This is a genomic window from Herbaspirillum autotrophicum, from assembly GCF_001189915.1.
In the GTDB taxonomy this organism is placed as follows: Bacteria; Pseudomonadota; Gammaproteobacteria; order Burkholderiales; family Burkholderiaceae_D; genus Herbaspirillum; species Herbaspirillum autotrophicum.
Map to the genome: position 1 here is coordinate 1 of NZ_LFLS01000030.1, position 17167 is coordinate 17167.

The following is a 17167-nucleotide window of genomic DNA, read 5'->3' on the forward strand; positions in this document are numbered from 1 at the left end:
GGTTGATTGCTGCCAGCTAAAACCGTGATTGGTTTGGTCTCGGTTTGGTGGTTGCTTTGTACGCAGTAAAAGTGAAAGGACGCGCAAGCGTCCTTTTGCATTGAGGGAACGCGGTTAGAATACATTTTTCCAGCCAACCGCCCGAAATTTCGTGCTGCTTCCATGTTCACGCACAGCGATATCAGTCTTGACCGCATCCATTTTGATCTGACTACCTTGCGCTTGTTTGAAGCGACTGCCGAGCTGGGGGCGGTCACCAAGGCGGCGGAGCGTATCTTTCTGGCGCCGGCGGCGGCGTCGCGGCGGATTCAGGAATTTGAGGCGCAATTCGGGATTGCCTTGTTTGAACGCTTGCCGCATGGCATGGCTCTGACCGATGCCGGGCGGGCCTTGCTGGCGCATGTGCGCAGCATGTTGCATGCGGTGGCGCGCATGCAGGACGATGCTACCGCGTTCCGTCAGGGCAATATGGGGGTGGTGCGGGTGGCGGCTTGTACTTCGGTGGTGCTGCAATTCATGGCGCCGGATATCCGTCGCTGTCAGGGTTTGCATCCGGGCATCAAGATCGATCTGCTGGAGCTCAACAGCCAGGGCGTGGTGGAAGCAGTGACACGCGGCGTGGCCGATATCGGTATTTATGAAAGCACCCTCGGCGGCACCTTGCTGCCGACCTTGCCGTACCGGCAAGACCGGCTGGTGCTGGCGGTGCCGCATGGTCATCCGCTGGCTGGCCGCGCCAGTGTCACGCTGGAAGATTTGCTGCCGCATGAAGTGATCGGCCTCAGCGAAGGAGCGGCGATTTCGCTGACGCTCGGACGACTGGCGGCGCAGGCCAACCGGGTATTGCACATGCGCATTCTGGTGCGCAGTTTCCACAGCATGGCGGCGATGGTCGCCGAGCAGATGGGTATTGGCCTGATGCCTGAGGCGGTGGCGACACTGCTGGCCGGCGACGGTAAATTCCTCTCGATTCCCATCGAAGGTGAGTGGGCCACCCGGCGCTTCGTCATCTGCCATCAACCACCGCATGCGATGTCATCGTCAGGCATGGCCGTGGTCCAGGCGCTGCCGCAATCGCCCCGGTCTTAGCGGGCATTGGCGCCGGTTTCGCAAAATGCGAATCCTGCCTAAGCAAAATAGCGATGGAGCAAACCGCCGGCCGGATCGTATAGTTGCCCATCGTTTTCATCTCGCCGGCATTCCCGCGCATTCCTGTGCGTCCGGTTGCGCATCGCTGCGGCGATGGCGTAATGAAAGACGTCATTTCAGGTTTGCAAAGGAGCATACATGTCGGCAGTACCGTCTTTATCGTCCAAACCGCGCATCGCACTGACCGTCGGTGATCCGGCCGGCATCGGTCCGGAACTGGTGTTGCGTTTGTTGTCTGATCCGGCTACCGCAGCGCGTGCCGATATCACGCTGATTGCCAACCGGCCGGCGCTGGAACTGGCGGCGCGTGCGGCAAAACTGCCGCTGCCGCACGACTCGGACAGTGTGCGCATCATTGACTGGCCAGGGCTGACACGCGAATACGTGCCGGGCGTGGCGGCCGTCGAAAACGGCAATTTCATTCTCGAATCGCTGACGCTGGGCACGCGTCTGGTCGAAGCCGGTGAAGCCGATGCCCTGTGTTTTGCGCCGCTCAACAAAGGGGCGATGCGCAAGGGCGGCATGCATGAAGAAGATGAAATGCGCTGGTTCGCCAAACTGCTCAACTATGACGGCGCCTGCGGTGAGCTCAATATTCTGGATGATTTGTGGACCGGCCGCGTGACATCGCACGTGCCGCTCAAGGAGGTGTCGTCATTGTTGACGCCGCACGGCGTGGCGACTGCCATCAGCATGCTGACCGACGCTTTCCGCGCCGCTGGCAAGCCGCAACCCCGCATCGGCGTGTGCGGCTTCAATCCGCACAACGGCGACAACGGCAATTACGGTGATGAAGAAAGCCGCATCATCGAACCCGGCATCGCGCTGGCTGCCGCTGCCGGTTATCCGTCGGAAGGTCCGTTTCCGGCCGATACCATTTTCTTGCGCGCCAAAGCCGGCAAGCTCGACGGTATCGTCACCATGTATCACGATCAGGGCCAGATCGCCACCAAGTTGCTGGGCTTCGATGTCGGCGTCACGGTCGAAGGCGGTTTGCCGATCCCGATCACGACACCGGCGCATGGCACCGCGTATGACATCGTCGGTCAGGGCATTGCCAGGTCGACGGCCATGGCGAATGCCTTCGAACTGGCCTGCCGCATGGGGGAGAGCCGCAACGCTGCGAGAGATCGCTGAGCCCGGCCGGCGGCATGCGATAAACCGCAGCAGCGCCGGCCTTCATTATCACGACGAGCGTCCTCAGAGGCGCCTGCACTTTGTGCGAGGAGACTATGCAAGCCATTGACCTTCATGGGCGTCAGACCCATGTCCAGAAATATATGTTGGCCATTTTTTGCGCGATGTCGTTCATCCTGTATCTGGATCGCGTCAATCTGGCCGCTGCCGCCGGGCCGATCAAGGATGAGCTGGGCTTGTCCAACATCACGCTCGGCATTGCTTTTTCCGCCTTCGGTTACACCTACGCGATATTCCAGATCATCGGCGGCTGGTTTGCCGATCGCATGGGCGCCAAGAAAACCCTGATCGTATGCGGTTCGATCTGGGTGGTGGCAACTATCGCGACCGGCTTCATCAGCGGCCTGACGTCGCTGGTGCTGGCGCGCTTGCTGCTGGGTATCGGCGAGGGCGCGGCATTGCCGGCGCAGGCGCGGGCGATTGCCAACTGGTTTCAGCGCAAGGATCGCGGTTTCGTGCAGGGCATCACGCATTCTTTCTCGCGTCTCGGCAATGCCGTGGCGCCGCCGGTGGTGGCGTTGCTGATCGCCTTGCATTCGTGGCGCGCGGCGTTCGTGATTGTCGGGGCGCTGACTTCTCTGTGGATTCTGGTCTGGATTTTTTATTACAAAGATAATCCGCGCGAGCATCCCGGTATCAATGAAACCGAACTGACGTTCCTGCCGGAGTATGACAAGACCACCGCCAGCGGCGCCGACCAGACGCCGTGGAAAAAGATCTTGCGCCGCATGTCGCCGACCATCTTCGTGTATTTCTGTCAGGTCTGGACCAATACCCTGTTCTTCAGCTGGGTCCCGATCTTCTTCATGAATGCCTATCACCTTGATCTCAAGAAATCGGCGATCTTTGCTTCCGGCGTGTTCTTTGCCGGCGTGGTCGGTGATGTCACCGGCGGTCTGATCAGTGACCGTTTGCTCAAGCGCACCGGCAATCTGCGGGTGGCGCGGCAAGGCGTGATCGTGCTGAGTCTGCTGGGCGCATTCTGCTTCCTGATTCCGGTCATGCTCAGCCACGATGTGAATGTGGTGGTGTGGTGTCTGTCGGGCGCATTCTTCATGCTGGAATTGACCATCGGACCGATCTGGGCCGTACCGATGGATGTGGCGCCGAAATTTGCCGGCACCGCCAGCGGCATGCTCAACACCGGCGCCGCACTGGCCACCATCATTTCACCGGTGGTGTTTGGCGCCATCGTCGACTGGACCGGCAACTGGAGTCTGCCGTTTCTGGGTTCCGGATTGTTCCTGATCATCGGCGCCATCGCCACCGTCAAGATCAAGCCGGATCACGATATCGAGCATGTGTCGCCGGCGCAGGCGGCCAAGCTGGCGCACAGTTGACGTGAGGTGATGCGGTTGCCGCTTCAGTTGGCTGGCTGCGCACTGCCGGCCAGCCGGTACACCGCAAAGGCGCTGATCGCCGCCAGTGCCGAGGCCAGATACAGCACGTCGGAAAAGCCGCTGATAAACGCCGACTGGGCTGCCGCATGTGCCACCGCCCGGGATGCCGCCGGCAAACCGGTGAAGGCATCGGCGGCATTGCCGGCCACGATCTTGCCGATCAGTTCCGGCGACGCATGGAAGGCATGTTCGCCGCTGCCGGCCAATGTGGCATTGAAGGCATTGCCGGTGCGGGTCGCCAGCACGCCGCCGAGGCCGCCGACGGCCAGCACGATGCCGACGAAACGGGTCGTGGTGCTGATGCCGGAACCCATGCCGCTGCGGCTGCGCGGGACCCGGCCGAGAATGGCTTTCTGAGTGGTGCCGTTGAGCAGGCCGGCGCCACTGCCGCTGACGATCATGCCCAGCGCCACCAGCAGATAAGACAGTTGCGACACCGCCAGCGCGGTAGCCAGATTGCCGATGGCAACGATGATCAGGCCGATGGTGAGGACGCCGCGATCATCGAAATAGCGATGGGCACGCGGACCGAGCCGGGATGACAACACCATCGCAATCGCAAACGGCAACATGGCGCAACCGGCCAGGGTCGCCGAATAATCGAAAGCATTTTGCAGATACAGCGGCAGGAATGTCATCAGAACCTGCGCCGAGACGGCATAGCCGAACATGCCCATGACGGCGCCGACGAATGCCGCGCGGCGGAACAGATGAAGGTCGATCATGGGATTGCGCTGACGCAATTCCACCACCACGAAGATCGCCAGCAGCGCCAGGCCGATGGCGAAGCGCGCGCTAGTGACGGCACTGGTCCAGCCGGACACGCTGCCGCCGATCAGGGCCCAGATGATGCAAAACAGGCCGCCCGAAAACAAGCCGGCACCGAGCGGATCGAAACGGGTACTGGCGGCGTCGCTGGACTCTTCGACATGACGGCGCACCAGCAGTACCAGAATGGCCACCACCGGCAAGTTCAGATAAAAAATCCAGCGCCATCCCAGCGTGGCCGTGATGACGCCGCCGAGCATCGGCGCAATCGTCATCGCCACACCCATGCAGGCACCCCAGATCGACCACGCGCGGGCGCGTTCCTGCTCGCCGTGAAAGACATGACCGATCACCGCCAGCGCCGACGTCAGCAGCAAGGCGGCGCCGATGCCTTTGATGGCGCGCGCGATGTTCAGTATCAGCGGCGTCCAGGCCAGGCCGCATAACAGCGAAGCCAGTGCGAATACCCCCAGACCAAACAGCATCACGCGGCGCCGGCCAAGGCGGTCGGCGATGCTGCCGGCCGGCAGCAGGAAGGAAGCGAACGCCAGCATATAGGCGCTCACCACCCATTCGACATCGACAAAGCTGGCATTGAGCGAGCGCGCAATGGCCGGCAGCGAGACCGCCACCACGTTGGTGTCGAGCATGATCAGCGAACAGACGCTGGAACAGGTCAGCAAGGTCCACATATTGCTGCCGGAACTGCGCGTGCCGGACGCGCTGTCAATGCCGGTGCGGCTGATCTCGCTGCTGCTCATGGTGATGTCTCGCTGTCGTGGTTCTTGTTATCGGTCTTAGTGTTTCAGTGCTTCCAGGCCAGCCTTGGCGATCTGGCTGTCCTGCGCCTTGGTGCCGCCACTGACGCCAATGGCGCCGATCACGCTGCCATTCACCACAATCGGCAAGCCGCCTTCCATCATCACGAAACCGGGGGCGGTAATGGCAGCCGGACGACCATTGTTGATGGCATTTTCAAGATCGGCCGAAGGACGTTTGAACAAGGCCGCGGTGCGGGCTTTTTCCGGCGCGATCAAGGCGCTTGCCGTGACCTGGGTATTGTTCATGCGTTCCAGATACAGCGGCCAGCCGCCGTCATCGACAATCGCAATCACGCTGGGCCAGGAATTCTTGTCGGCTTCGGCGGCTGCCGCAGCAGCAATTTTCTTGGCCAGTTGCAAGGTCAGCACCGGTTTGGTCGGCAGGCTGGCGACATCGTCTGCGGCCATTGCCGGCAGTGCCGATGACAGCGTGAACAGCAAGACGGCAGCGGAAGTCAGTGATTTGATCATGGCAAGTCCTTTGCAAAGCGGGGAGGGAATCTGCATTCTAATCGGCACAGTCTTATTCATTGTTATAAGCTGTGGTCAATATAATGTCGCCATGGTTAATAGTTGATGATGCAAAGTTGCATCCAGGAAAACCGATATGGAACTACGTCACTTCCGTTGCTTCCTCGCCGTTGCCCGTTCTCTGCATTTCAGCCGCGCCGCTGCCGAGCTGGGCATTTCGCCGCCGGCCTTGAGCAAACAGATTCAGGAAACCGAACGTTTTCTCGGTGCGCGGCTGTTTTTGCGCACCAAGCGCTCAGTGGCGCTGACCGCAGCCGGCGAGGTATTTCTCGGTGAAGCGCAACGCGCCATGCAGCAGATCGGGCAGGCGCAGGAAGCAGCGCGGCGGGCCGGACGTGGCGAATTGGGGCGGGTGGCGGTAGGGTATGTGGCTTCAGCCGTGTACGCCGGGGTGTTGCAGGAACAGATAGCGGCGTTTCGTGACAGCTATCCGGGTTTGCAGGTTGATGCGCATGAATATCCGATGCAGCAATTGCCATTCATGCTCGATCAGGGCCGCATCGATCTGGCATTGTTGCGGCCGCCGCTGTTTTATCCGGAAGGCATTGTCAGCACTGTCGTCTTGCGCGACCGTTTCGTGATTGCGGTGCCGGCGGCTTCAGCGCTGGCGCAACTGAAAGTGATTGCGGCGCGCCGGCTCGGCAATCAGAATTTCATCGTCCCGGAACAGGAAAACGGTACGCTGGAAATCGGCCGTCGCGGCCGGTTTTCACCACGTATCGTGGATCGCCCCGGCAGTCTGGTCAGCGTGCTGAGCGCGGTATCGCTCGGTGTCGGCTGCGCCGTGGTGCCGCATTCGGTGGTGGCCAGCATCAACATTCCCGGCGTCAGTTACCGCGAAGTCGCAGGCAAGATGATTACCTCTGAAATTGCGGTCGCGTATCGCCGCTTTGAAAAAGCGCCGGCAGTGCAGGCCTTCATTACCCGGCTGCTGGCGCTGGCGCCGGCTTAGCGCGCAGGTGTGTCAGGCTGCCGCCGTGCCATGCCAGCGCTGCACTTCCGGGACGTCGATATCGAACAGGTCGAGCACCCGACCCAATGTGTGATCGATCATCTGTTCCAGCGATGCCGGTTTGGCGTAAAACGCCGGCACCGGCGGATACAGAATGGCGCCGGCTTCGGTGACGGCGGCCATGCTGCGGATGTGGCCGAGATGCAGCGGCGTTTCGCGCAACATCAATACCAGTCGCCGGCGCTCCTTGAGCATGACATCGGCGGCACGCGACAACAACGAACTGGTGCAGCCGCTGGCGATTTCCGACATGCTCTTGACCGAGCACGGCGCGATGATCATGCCATCGACCTTGAACGAACCGCTGGCGATGGCGGCGCCGATATCGGTATTCGGATAGCTGACATCGGCCAGCGCCTGCAGGTCGGCAATTTTCAGATCGCTTTCGCACGCCAGCGTGACTTGCGCCGAACGGCTCATCACCAGATGCGATTCAATCTGGCAGCGCCGCAGCATCTGCAACAGACGGATGCCATAGATCACGCCGGAGGCGCCGCTGATGCCAACCACCATGCGCCGGCGGCGCGGTGCTTGTGATGCCGTCTGCGAGATCATCTGGCTCATGTCTGTGCCGCCAGTCGCGCCCGCACCTGCTGCATCAGTTCTTCCGGCGGCACCGCACGCCGCCAGTCAGGCCGGTCGCCCTCCTTGCGAGTGGCATCCATGCCCATCTTGGCAATCACGCTGTCATGCTTGATCGGTTCCGAGCGATCGGTACGCGCGCCCGGCACCACCAGCAAATCGCGGTCGGCGCGCATGCGGGTCGCCACCGCCCATTCCACTTCATTGCTATTCCACGGATCGATATCGGCATCAACGACCGTGATGTGCTTGATCAGGTTGACGTTGCCCCACAGTGCAAACATGACTTTTCTGGCTTCGCCGGGGCGATGCGCATGCAGGCTGACCACCGCGCTCAGACGGCCGCAGCCGCCGTGGCCGACCGCCACTTCGCGTACCGGCACCGCTGCCGCACGCAATACCTGCGCCAGTCCGGCCGCAATCGCGACGCCGCCGATCAGGGTGTGTTCCGGATAGTAGCCGGGCTGGATCACTTGCAGCAGCGCGTCATGGCGCCGCGTCAGGCAATGGAACTGTGCTACCGGTCCGCTGCCGTAGGGTTCGTACATGCCGTGATATTCCGACACCAGTACTTCTTCATGCTGTTGTTCCAGATCGAGCGTGCCTTCCAGCACGATTTCACAATGCGCCGGCACCGCCAGCGGAATGGTGCGGCAGGCGACGGTTTGCAGCGCTTCACCGAGCAAGGCGCCGGCGCATTCCAGTTCATCGTCGCCGAGCCGCAGGTAAAGTGCGGCGGCAATCAGCAGTGCCGGATGATTGCCGATGGCCACCGCGATATCGAGTTTTTCGCCACGCGCCTGCGCGGCGCGTGCCATCACCGCCAGATGGTGATTAGGGGCGATGCCGACCATGCCGCGATTGCCGCCCAACAGTTTGATGCGGGCGTAGGAGGCATTGCCGCGTCCGGTCACGCTGTCACGCGCGATGATGACACCGGCGGTGATATACGCGCCGGTTTCGTCGGCAAAGAAACGTGGCACCGGTAACTCCCTGGCCAGATCCGGTTGCTCCACGATCACTTCCTGGCACGGGCCGTGGCCGATATCGACCGGCTTGATGCCATTGCCGATCGACGCCATGATCTGCGCCTGCATGGCATCCGGTGTCATGTTCATGCCGGCCGCAATGCGTTCGCGCGAATTCAGGATATTGCCGACGGCGCGCACCGCGTGACCTTTGATGGTGTCGAACTGCACTGCCTTGCCGGCCGACAATTGCGCCAGCCAGGCCGACATTTCATAGTCGGTGGCGACGGCGTCGCTGACGTGATGCAATTGCCGTTGTACTTCCAACTGTTCCAGAAAGGCGCGCAGTGACTGACGCGCCGGTGGTGCGGCATTGATCTGGCTCATGCGTCTTGCTCCTGCAAACGGCGATCCAGTTCCAGTACGGTCTGATACAACACGCGGGTGCCATCCAGCAATTGCGCCGGTTCTATCCATTCTTCCGGGCAGTGGCTGCGGCCATTGAGGCAGGGGATGAAGATCATGCCGATGGGGCCGGTCGGCGCCATGTACACAGCATCGTGACCGGCGCCGCTCGGCATGCGCATGGTCTGGTACTGCAGCGCGCCGGCGGCCTGTTCGATGGTGCGCATCACCATTTCATCGCAATCGGTCGGCTTGGAGCGACTGACGGTCTGCATCTCGACCTTGACCCGCAATTGCGTCAGGCCATCGGCAACTTCTGCCATCAATTGCTCCGGGAAGCTTTCCAGTATGGCGCTGTTTTCACTGCGCACTTCCATCATCATCTCGACTTTACCGGGCACCGCATTCGATGCGTTCGGCGTGAGCGACAGGCGGCCAATGGTGGCCACCACATAATGCGGACGACCCGACAATGCAGTGGCCTTGCGGTTGGCGGCATCGATGATGCGGGCGGCGCCGGCCAGTGCATCGTGGCGGATGTCCATCGGCGTGGTGCCGGCATGATCCGGCTGCCCCAATACCGTAAACGACACGCGGCGGATACCGACGATATTGGTCACCACGCCAATCGGCAAGCCGCGTTTTTCGAGTACTGGTCCCTGTTCGATATGCAATTCGACAAACGCAGCAGTGCTGTTGGCTGCATGCAGCGGCTGGCTCAACAGTTCGGGCTGACAAGCGATGCGGCGCATGCCCTCGGCCAGCGTTTCGCCGTCCGGATTGCGGGCCGCCAGCATGTCGGCGCCGAGCGCGCCGGAAAAGGCGCGGCTGCCGATGCAGGAAATGCCGTAGTCGCTCGGTTCTTCCGACAGGAAGTCGATCACTTCAAACGGATGGTCCAGTTCGATGCCGTTTTCATGCAGCGTATGCGCCACTTCGATGCCGGCCAGCACGCCGATGATGCCATCGAAGCGACCGCCCATCATCACCGTGTCGCAATGGGAACCGGTGATGATGGGTTTGCGTTGATTGTCAGGGACATTGCCGGAGGCGTCGGTCCGCGCCGGCAAGCGGCCGACCAGATTGCCGCCGGCATCCTGATGCACTTGCATGCCGGCAGCGATGAATTGCTCGCGCAGCCACGCGCGTGCTTCGACAAACAATGGTGAAAAGGCGCGGCGTGTCCAGGGGACGTCCGGCAGCGTCATTGTCGACAGCGTTTCGACGCGTTGCCACAGGCGCTCGGCATTGAGCGGCGGCAGCGTCGGGAGAGGTTCTTGATGGGACATGATGATGATTCCGAAGGAAAATGGATAAGCGTCGCTCAGGCCGTCAGGGGGCCGCGATGCGGACGCAGGAAGCGACCATCGCCAGCCTGGTTGACGATGCCGTTGCCATCGAATACCAACTGGCCGCGGCAGTACGTGGCGGCGACCTTGACCGTGAACCGGCGGCCTTCGAATGAACTCCATTGCACCGCCGACAAACTGCGGGATGGATCGAACAGATAGGTTTCCGGGCTCAGTACGATGATGTCGGCATCGGCGCCGACATCGAGCGAACCCTTGCGGTCATCCAGTAAGAAGTGGCGGGCCGGATTGCGGCTCAGCTGACGCACCACCATCGATGGTGAAATGCCGTGTTCTTCGCAACCGGTCCAGAACGCCGGCAACAAGGTTTCCAGTCCGGGACCGCCGGACGAGTTCTTGAAGATATTGGGATTGCCCTTGCGTTCCAGACCCCAGCTGACGTGATCCGACGACACGAACGTGCAGGCGTCATTGGCGATGTGGGTCCACAGCAGATCGACTTCGGCTTGCGGCCGGATCGGCGGGTAATGCTTGGTCTTGGCGCCGAACTTCTTGCTGTGTTCTTCGTGATTCAGCATCAGATATTGGATGCAGGTTTCAATCGTGCTGTGATGGCCGGCCTGGCGATACATGTTGCACAGTTCGAAACCACGCGAGGTCGACACATGCACCGCATGTGCGCGGGCACCGGTTTCGGCGCCGATTTCATAAATCAGTGCGGTCGCCAGATTTTCGATCAGCGGCGTATGGGCGCGCATGAACGCATCCCAGCCGGTATCGCCGGCGTCGATCAGGCGCTTGATATTCTTGCGCGTCAATTCCTGCATCTGGTTATGCACGCCGCATACCAGACCGGACGGCGCGATGAGGCGGAACGCTTCATACAGATCATCTTCGTCGACGCGCGGGAAACGTCCCGGCGTTGCTTCAAAGGTAGAAAACTTGAAGGCGCACACGCCGCCTTCGATCAGACCCGCGGCGGCTTGCATGCCATGCTTGTCGTTGAGGGTACCGAACAACGCCACATCGACGTGGCAATCGCGTTCCACTTCGGCGATCTTGGCATCGAGTTGCGGCCGTGACGCCACCGGCTCGGGATCGTCATACGGCATATCCACCATCACGGTGACGCCGCCGGCGGCCGCCGCACGCGAGGCCCAGCCCAATCCTTCCTGACCGGCCTGACTGCCGGAATGCACCTGACCGTCCACCACGCCCGGCATGATCCAGCGGCCGCCGGCATCCAGCGTTTCCTTCGCTGCCGGCGGTTTGCCCTGGCCGCGCGCCGCCACCTTGCCGTCGCGCACGCCGATCCAACCGTTCTCCACTATGCCTTCGGCCTCGACAATATTGCCGTGCGCCACCAGATCGAAATCGCTCATTATTTACTCCGCATGGGTTGTATTACCTTCTCATGCGAAAGTGTAGGGTGGCGCAAGCCAAAATGCCTTATGCTTATATATGCGATCCAATTAACATCAGGTTAAGGCTTATGAAGTTGAACTTGCGTCAGATTGAAGTGTTCCGGGCCATCATGCTCAGCGGCTCCATCAGCGGTGCCTCGAAATTGTTGTATGTTTCGCAACCCGCTGTCAGCCGCCTGATTTCCTATACCGAGCAACGGCTGGGCCTGATGCTGTTCCAGCGCATCAAGGGCCGTCTGTATCCGACGCCGGAAGCGCGCCGTCTGTTTGAAGAAGTCAGCGCCGTCTATCAAAGCGTGCAGCGGGTCAATGAGGTCGCCGAAAATCTGGCGGAAAACCGCATCGGCCAGTTGCGCATCGCCAGCAGTCCCAACATCGGACAGTCCCTGATGCCGCGCGCGGTGGCGATTTTTTGCGAGCGCTATCCGGAAGTGCGGATCGTATTGCATACCCTGATTCCGAGTGCCATGCTGCAAGGCCTGCTGACCCAGCAGGTGGAACTGGGCGTGACTTACATGCCGGTGGCGCATCCCAGTCTCGACATCCGTCCGCTGTACAAAAATCCCATCGTCGCCGTGTTGCCGCTCAATCACCGCCTGGCCGGACGCAAGGAAGTCAAGGTCCACGACCTGATCGACGAACCGTTCGTCGGCTACAGCAGCGACATTCCGTTCGGTCAGCTGGTACAGCAAATCTTCGGTGCGGAAGAACATCAGCCGGTACCCAGAGTCGAGGTGCAGCAAGCCCACGTCGCCTGCGCCATGGTGCAAGCCGGCGTCGGCGTGGCGCTGGTCGATGAAGTCACGATCAAAGGCCCGATCTGGTCCAAGGTGGTTGCGATCCCGGTCGCACCCGCCGTCAACGCCCCGATCAATGTCTTCAACCTGCAACTGGAACCGCTGTCGCGGCTGGCGCAGGAGTTTGTGACGGTGCTGGAGTCGTTGGGGACGTAGGTGACCAACGCTGGTGTCCGTGACCGGTGCTGCGATCACACGATGCGCCGCAGATAAATCCGGCGTTCTGAAAAAGTCACTCCGTCCGGCAGCATCAACGACCACGGCACCATGTGGTCGTCATCATTTTTCTGCTCCGGATGACTCCTTGTCCACAGCGCAGTCGCCGCCGGTTGCACCCGTCGTCGCAAAGAAATCGCACGTCATCCTTTCGCCTTTCGGCAATTCCCTTCGCTTTTTAAAAGTTGCAATTTGGAAATAATGTGGATAGAGTCACCATTTCATGATTGTCATTTTGTTAATCCAGTGCGGCACGTACGCAGCACGTACCGATTACTTTCGGAGGTGAAAAATGAGCAAGACGATCAAGGTAATTGTTATCGACGGGGCGGAAGAGGCCCGGGAAATCATCACGCCGCAATCCGGCGGCAATCAGTACGACGGCACTGCGGCGGATGAAATGGTGGTGGCTGGCGATGCGGATGACCGGATTCACGGCGGCGGCGGTGACGACATCATCTTTGGCGGCGCCGGCAACGATGTATTGCATGGCGATGCCGGCGATGACATCGTGTCCGGCGGCAGCGGAAATGACGCATTGCGCGGCGGTGATGGCGCAGACTGGTTGCGCGGTCAGGATGGCAACGACCATCTGTATGGCGATGCCGGCGACGATACGCTCGATGGTGGTGCCGGCAATGACATGCTCGATGGCGGCAGCGGCAACGATACCTACCTGTTTGGCATCGGCTCCGGGCAGGACATCATTTCAGCATTTGAAGACCGGGCCGGCAAGCGCGATGTAATTCAGCTCGGTGCCGGTATTACGGTCGCCGATATTGTGTTGAGCCGGGAGTGGCAATCATTGCAGTTATCGATCAAGGGCAGCACCGACAGTTTGCGTGTGAACGATTACTTCTACGGCGACGCCAGCCATGGCTGTCAGGCTGAACAAATCCGCTTTGCCGACGGCACCATATGGGATGTGGAGATGGTCAGGCAAATGGTAACGACCGGTACTGCAGGCGACGATGTCCTGTATGGATACGCCGGCGCGGATACGCTGGCCGGTCTGGCGGGTAACGATATGCTGGACGGCAAGGGCGGCAATGACGTGCTCGATGGCGGCGCCGGCGCCGATCGTCTGCATGGCGACAGCGGCGATGACCGCCTGGCAGGCGGCAGCGGCAATGATGCGTTGTACGGCGGCGATGGTGCGGATGTGTTGCGGGGGCAGGACGGCAATGACCGTTTGTATGGCAACGCCGGCGACGATACGCTGGACGGTGGCAGCGGCAATGACCGGCTCGATGGCGGCAGCGGCGATGACACCTATCTGTTTGGCATCGGTTCCGGACACGACACCATTTCCTCGTATGAAGCCCGGACTGGCAAGCGCGATGTGGTACAGCTTGGCACCGGCATTGCGGTCGCCGATGTGGTGTTGAGCCGGGACCGGCAATCGCTGTTGTTGTCGGTCAAAGAGGGCAGCGACAGCTTGCGTATCGAAGGCTACTTTTATGGCGATGCCAGCCATGGTTGTCAGGTGGAGCAAATCAGATTTGCCGACGGCAGCATGTGGGACGTCGGGGCGGTCAGGCAAATGGTGACCACCGGTACCGCAGGTGATGATGTGCTGTATGGTTACGCGGATGCAGAAACGCTGATCGGTCTGGGCGGCAACGATATGCTGAACGGCAAAGACGGTGATGACATACTCGACGGCGGCACCGGTGCGGATCGCCTGTATGGCGGCGCCGGCGATGATGCGTTGTTCGGCGGCAGCGGGAATGATGAACTGCACGGCGGCGAAGGCGCGGACCTATTGCAGGGGCAGGATGGCAATGACCGCTTGCATGGCGGCAGCGGCCACAACCTGCTCGACGGCGGTGCCGGCAACGATGTGCTGCAGGGTGGTGCCGGTAACGAACTGTTCATCGGCGGCACCGGCAACGACAGCGTGACGACCGGCAGCGGCTGCGACATTATTGCATTCAATCGCGGTGACGGGCAGGACCAGGTCTTCGCCAGCAATGGCAAGGATAATGTGCTGTCACTCGGTAACGGTATCGCTTATGCCGACCTGTTGTTCAGCAAGCATGCCAACGATCTGACGCTGCTCACCGGCACCGACGAACACCTCACGTTCAAAGACTGGTATCGCCACGACAATCTGCGCAGCATTGCAACACTGCAAATGGTGATTGAAGACAGCGCCGACTATGACGCCGCATCGGCCGGCGTCATCAACAACAAGAAAATCACGCAATTCAACTTTGCAGGTCTGGTTTCGGCATTTGATCAGGCGCGCGCCGACAGCGCGACGCTGACCGGCTGGGCCTTGTCTTCCTCCATGGCGGATTGCTACCTCAGCGGCAGTGATGATGCGGCAATCGGCGGCGACTTCGCGTACCAATATGCGAGAAAAGGCAATCTGTCATCGATGTCCCTGACGCCGGCACGTGCGCTGTTGACGGATACCCCATTTGGACGGGCCAATCAGAGTTTGCTGTCGGCAAACGCAATGCAAGACGGATCGCCGAAGCTCACCTAACCGGCGCGTCCAGGCCCTTCTGGATTGCAGCCCGGGCATCGATGCCGGCGTCGATGCCCGTTGGATTTTCCCATTCATTGGCGGCTGCGAGCGACAATCTGGCGCTGATGCAAGCGCCGCAAATGCAAATCAGTGACATGCTGGCAGAGCGGTGGGCGACGGGAAAAGAGTCGTTCACAACGCCCCTGTTATCGTTTTCTTGAAGAGGAAGTCAGCCATGTTGATTGATGATTCACGTTCCCCCCCTTGTGTTCCTGCGCTCGCATGGGGAATCTCCTTTATCGGTCGAAGAACAGTTTCAGCAACTGCTCGGTAAAGGCCAGCAGTTCGTACTGGTCGCCGATCATGCACAGAACGATCACCCCGGCGAGACACAGGAAGAAAGAAAGGAAAAGGCGCTGTTCTTCAAGCGCATCAAGGATCGCATGCGGGTCTTGTGTCGCGGCATGATCGTGATCGAAGGCGACAAGCCGACTGCTGCGCCGCTGCGTATGGCGGCCTCGGCGACAAGCAAGGCGTTCGGGTTTACGGTGGCGTCTATGGCAGCGATACCACGCTGAGGCAATCTGTACCGGAATCTGCCTGCGCATTGCCTGTACTACGTCGCTATAACCTGACTACTGCTTTTCAGACAGACAACACTTCCCGCCGTTTTTTGATCCCGATCAAATTATTTGCACCGCGCCGCTATCGCCGTCGTGGTGCGGCTGTGCCCTGTTTTTATGCGCACACATGCTGGTCGGAGCGCGCTATCCCTCGTGATTGCGGGGCAAGCGTGAAACTACTGCATTGCACCAATAAATCGCATTAACGTCTTGTTATACATTCCTCACAAAAAGTAATGCGACATTATTAAAAATCCTACCTAATATCCGGCCATCGATAACGCTCAGCGAAGTCAGGCAGTGATGTGACGCTGCATTGATCAGCGCGGATCGGTGCATGAATGGACGCATAAGCGGATAGCCAGAAAAAGGAAGAGGCAATGGGACGTATTTTGACAATCAAGGATGTCGAGGCTGCCGTCAGGGGCGGTTCGGTATTCGCTTGCGGCGGTGGCGGCTGGGCTGCGCACGGCCGGGAACTGGGTTCGATGGCAGTGACCATCGGCCGGCCGGAACTGGTCAGCATGGATGAAGTGCCGGACGATGCCTGGATCGCTACGGCGGCGGCCATCGGCGCTCCCGGTGGTCTGACGGACTGGGAAATGCTGGGCATGGATTACGTCAAGGCGGTGCAACTGGTGCAGGATGCGCTGGGACAGCCGATTCACGGTTTGATCATCGGGCAGAACGGCATGTCGAGCACGCTCAACGGCTGGTTGCCATCGGCAGTATTGGGTACCAAGGTGATCGATGCGGTCGGCGATTTGCGCGCGCATCCAACCGGCGACATGGGCTCGCTCGGCCTCGCCAACAGCCCGCAACAAATGATTCAAAGCGCCGTCGGCGGCAAGCGCGCCAGCAACTCGTATATTGAATTGCTGGTACGCGGCGCGACCGCCAAGGTGTCGCCGATTCTGCGCAAGGCTTCCGATATGTCGGGCGGCTTCATCGCCAGTTGCCGCAACCCGGTTCCGGCCTCGTATGTACGCAGCCATGCAGCGTTGGGCGGCATCAGCATGGCGCTCGCGCTCGGTGAAGCGATCATCGCCGCGCAAGGCGCCGGTGGCAGCGCCGTGGTCGACGCCATCTGCAAGCAAACCGGCGGCAGCATCATCGGCAGCGGCAAGGTGGTGCGCAATACGCTCAAATATACCAACGAAGCTTTCGACATCGGCGTGATCGAAGTCGGCGCAGGCACCGGCAAGTGCGTGATCCACGTCATGAATGAACACATGGCCGTCGAAGACGCGCACGGCAAACGCATTGCCAGTTATCCCGACGTCATCACCACGCTCGATACCGATGGCAATCCGGTCAGCGCCGGCAATGTGCGCGAAGGCATGGAAATCCTGATTTTCCATGTGCACAAAAATCTGATTCCGCTGTCCTCCAGCGTTACCGACCCCTCCGTTTATCCGCAAGTGGAACAGGCGCTGGGCATCAATCTGAGCCACTACGCGTTGGCCGCCACTACCGCAGCAGCATGAA

General features: G+C 60.5%; 14 protein-coding genes. 8 read left to right on the forward strand and 6 right to left on the reverse strand.

The window, feature by feature from the left end:
* Positions 1 to 162: 162 nt before the first annotated feature.
* From AKL27_RS20125 to AKL27_RS20135, 3 genes are all read left to right on the forward strand, one after another.
* Complete coding sequence (locus AKL27_RS20125) at positions 163 to 1089, forward strand: LysR family transcriptional regulator (RefSeq protein ID WP_050464658.1); 927 nt, start codon at positions 163 to 165, stop codon at positions 1087 to 1089.
* 198 nt (positions 1090 to 1287) lie between these two features.
* Entirely contained in the window at positions 1288 to 2286 is a 999-nt protein-coding gene (locus AKL27_RS20130) for a 4-hydroxythreonine-4-phosphate dehydrogenase PdxA (RefSeq protein WP_050464659.1), read from the forward strand.
* Positions 2287 to 2429: 143 nt separating this feature from the next.
* The gene (locus tag AKL27_RS20135) at positions 2430 to 3686 is read left to right on the forward strand and encodes an MFS transporter (protein ID WP_232311050.1); all 1257 of its coding nucleotides are present in this window, start codon (positions 2430 to 2432) and stop codon (positions 3684 to 3686) included.
* A gap of 23 nt (positions 3687 to 3709) precedes the next feature.
* Here AKL27_RS20135 and AKL27_RS20140 read toward each other — a convergent pair whose 3' ends face one another.
* Positions 3710 to 5275 (reverse strand): MFS transporter, encoded by a 1566-nt coding sequence (locus AKL27_RS20140; protein WP_198156025.1) that lies wholly within the window; start codon positions 5273 to 5275, stop codon positions 3710 to 3712.
* A 36-nt stretch (positions 5276 to 5311) separates the two neighbouring features.
* Positions 5312 to 5719 carry a GlcG/HbpS family heme-binding protein gene (locus AKL27_RS20145; protein WP_198156029.1) on the reverse strand — a complete coding sequence of 136 codons (408 nt, stop codon included), beginning with the start codon at positions 5717 to 5719 and terminating at the stop codon, positions 5312 to 5314.
* Between the two features lie 223 nt (positions 5720 to 5942).
* Here AKL27_RS20145 and AKL27_RS20150 point away from each other — a divergent pair, with 223 nt between their 5' ends.
* Positions 5943 to 6818: a LysR substrate-binding domain-containing protein gene (locus tag AKL27_RS20150; RefSeq protein ID WP_050464662.1), complete on the forward strand. Its 876-nt coding sequence runs from the start codon at positions 5943 to 5945 to the stop codon at positions 6816 to 6818.
* 12 nt (positions 6819 to 6830) lie between these two features.
* Here AKL27_RS20150 and AKL27_RS20155 read toward each other — a convergent pair whose 3' ends face one another.
* Genes AKL27_RS20155 through AKL27_RS20170 form a run of 4 tightly spaced genes read right to left on the reverse strand, consistent with a single transcriptional unit; the run spans position 6831 to position 11525 of the window.
* Positions 6831 to 7442 (reverse strand): UbiX family flavin prenyltransferase, encoded by a 612-nt coding sequence (locus AKL27_RS20155; RefSeq protein ID WP_269749261.1) that lies wholly within the window; start codon positions 7440 to 7442, stop codon positions 6831 to 6833.
* Positions 7439 to 8815, reverse strand: coding sequence for a UbiD family decarboxylase (locus tag AKL27_RS20160; protein ID WP_050464663.1), 1377 nt, complete (start codon positions 8813 to 8815; stop codon positions 7439 to 7441). The genes AKL27_RS20155 and AKL27_RS20160 overlap by 4 nt, the downstream gene beginning before the upstream one ends.
* A complete protein-coding gene (locus AKL27_RS20165) occupies positions 8812 to 10122 on the reverse strand; it encodes a Zn-dependent hydrolase (protein WP_050464664.1) in 1311 nt (436 codons plus the stop codon). Before AKL27_RS20165 ends, AKL27_RS20160 begins: the two co-directional genes overlap by 4 nt.
* Positions 10123 to 10157: 35 nt before the next feature.
* Positions 10158 to 11525, reverse strand: coding sequence for a dihydroorotase (locus tag AKL27_RS20170; protein WP_050464665.1), 1368 nt, complete (start codon positions 11523 to 11525; stop codon positions 10158 to 10160).
* Between the two features lie 110 nt (positions 11526 to 11635).
* Between AKL27_RS20170 and AKL27_RS20175 the strand changes: the two genes are divergently transcribed.
* From AKL27_RS20175 to AKL27_RS20190, 4 genes are all read left to right on the forward strand, one after another.
* Positions 11636 to 12520: a LysR family transcriptional regulator gene (locus AKL27_RS20175; RefSeq protein ID WP_050464666.1), complete on the forward strand. Its 885-nt coding sequence runs from the start codon at positions 11636 to 11638 to the stop codon at positions 12518 to 12520.
* 352 nt (positions 12521 to 12872) lie between these two features.
* Complete coding sequence (locus AKL27_RS20180; RefSeq protein ID WP_050464667.1) at positions 12873 to 15074, forward strand: calcium-binding protein; 2202 nt, start codon at positions 12873 to 12875, stop codon at positions 15072 to 15074.
* 227 nt (positions 15075 to 15301) lie between these two features.
* Complete coding sequence (locus tag AKL27_RS20185) at positions 15302 to 15634, forward strand: hypothetical protein (RefSeq protein WP_157057022.1); 333 nt, start codon at positions 15302 to 15304, stop codon at positions 15632 to 15634.
* A gap of 425 nt (positions 15635 to 16059) precedes the next feature.
* Complete coding sequence (locus AKL27_RS20190; RefSeq protein ID WP_050464668.1) at positions 16060 to 17166, forward strand: DUF917 domain-containing protein; 1107 nt, start codon at positions 16060 to 16062, stop codon at positions 17164 to 17166.
* The last annotated feature ends 1 nt before the right edge of the window (position 17167 follow it).

Excerpts from the sequence above, each read along its gene's own strand:
- AKL27_RS20125 (WP_050464658.1), top strand. The coding sequence starts at position 163 with ATGTTCACGCACAGCGATATCAGTCTTGACCGCATCCATTTTGATCTG.
- AKL27_RS20130 (WP_050464659.1), top strand. The coding sequence starts at position 1,288 with ATGTCGGCAGTACCGTCTTTATCGTCCAAACCGCGCATCGCACTGACC.
- AKL27_RS20135 (WP_232311050.1), top strand. The coding sequence starts at position 2,430 with ATGTTGGCCATTTTTTGCGCGATGTCGTTCATCCTGTATCTGGATCGC.
- AKL27_RS20140 (WP_198156025.1), bottom strand. The coding sequence starts at position 5,275 with ATGAGCAGCAGCGAGATCAGCCGCACCGGCATTGACAGCGCGTCCGGC.
- AKL27_RS20150 (WP_050464662.1), top strand. The coding sequence starts at position 5,943 with ATGGAACTACGTCACTTCCGTTGCTTCCTCGCCGTTGCCCGTTCTCTG.
- AKL27_RS20155 (WP_269749261.1), bottom strand. The coding sequence starts at position 7,442 with ATGAGCCAGATGATCTCGCAGACGGCATCACAAGCACCGCGCCGCCGG.
- AKL27_RS20160 (WP_050464663.1), bottom strand. The coding sequence starts at position 8,815 with ATGAGCCAGATCAATGCCGCACCACCGGCGCGTCAGTCACTGCGCGCC.
- AKL27_RS20165 (WP_050464664.1), bottom strand. The coding sequence starts at position 10,122 with ATGTCCCATCAAGAACCTCTCCCGACGCTGCCGCCGCTCAATGCCGAG.
- AKL27_RS20170 (WP_050464665.1), bottom strand. The coding sequence starts at position 11,525 with ATGAGCGATTTCGATCTGGTGGCGCACGGCAATATTGTCGAGGCCGAA.
- AKL27_RS20175 (WP_050464666.1), top strand. The coding sequence starts at position 11,636 with ATGAAGTTGAACTTGCGTCAGATTGAAGTGTTCCGGGCCATCATGCTC.
- AKL27_RS20180 (WP_050464667.1), top strand. The coding sequence starts at position 12,873 with ATGAGCAAGACGATCAAGGTAATTGTTATCGACGGGGCGGAAGAGGCC.
- AKL27_RS20185 (WP_157057022.1), top strand. The coding sequence starts at position 15,302 with ATGATTCACGTTCCCCCCCTTGTGTTCCTGCGCTCGCATGGGGAATCT.
- AKL27_RS20190 (WP_050464668.1), top strand. The coding sequence starts at position 16,060 with ATGGGACGTATTTTGACAATCAAGGATGTCGAGGCTGCCGTCAGGGGC.